The organism is Vibrio sp. 970 (assembly GCF_033339075.1).
This window is the reverse complement of sequence record NZ_JAWOTW010000813.1, coordinates 1-519: the sequence shown is the minus strand read 5'-3', so window position 1 is coordinate 519 and position 519 is coordinate 1. Positions and strand designations below refer to the sequence as shown.

General features: G+C 42.6%; 1 protein-coding gene. It reads left to right on the top strand.

Annotated elements, in window-relative coordinates:
- Positions 1-102: 102 nt before the first annotated feature.
- The coding region (locus tag R7Q11_RS29350) for an SIMPL domain-containing protein (protein WP_225467367.1) at positions 103-519 on the top strand (417 nt) is incomplete at its 3' end.

Sequence of the window (519 nt, the reverse complement as noted above, 5' to 3'; positions counted from 1 at the left end):
CGATATGACAAAAATTTAGCTTTAGGTCGCCATTTTCTGGCCATAGTTGAGCTATGTTATCGATACTACGAATTGTTACTTTTGGCGAAATTAGGAGGATGAATGGAGAAGATTTCCAATAAAGCGTCAATATGGCTCGGGCTGTGTCTGATAATAGGTTTAGGAGTATTGGGCTTTTTTATTCAGCAAACAGCAGTCAAATACAAAGCCTATGAGCGAGTGGTAACGGTGAAGGGAGTGTCTGAGCGAGAATACCCGGCAGATACCGTCATTTGGCCAATCCAATTTACGGTAGCCAGCAATGATATGGGCGCGATGTTTGATGACATAGACCAACAAACGCGTTTGATTCTCGATTTTTTAACCGCAAAAGGCTTAACTGACAAAAACATCTCGCTGTCTTCGCCTTCAGTGATAGACCGTAAAGCGCAGCAATATGGTGGTGAGCAAGATATTGAGTATCGTTATTTAGCATCCCGAACGGTCACGGTTTACAGCCAAAATATCAATGTGGTTCGT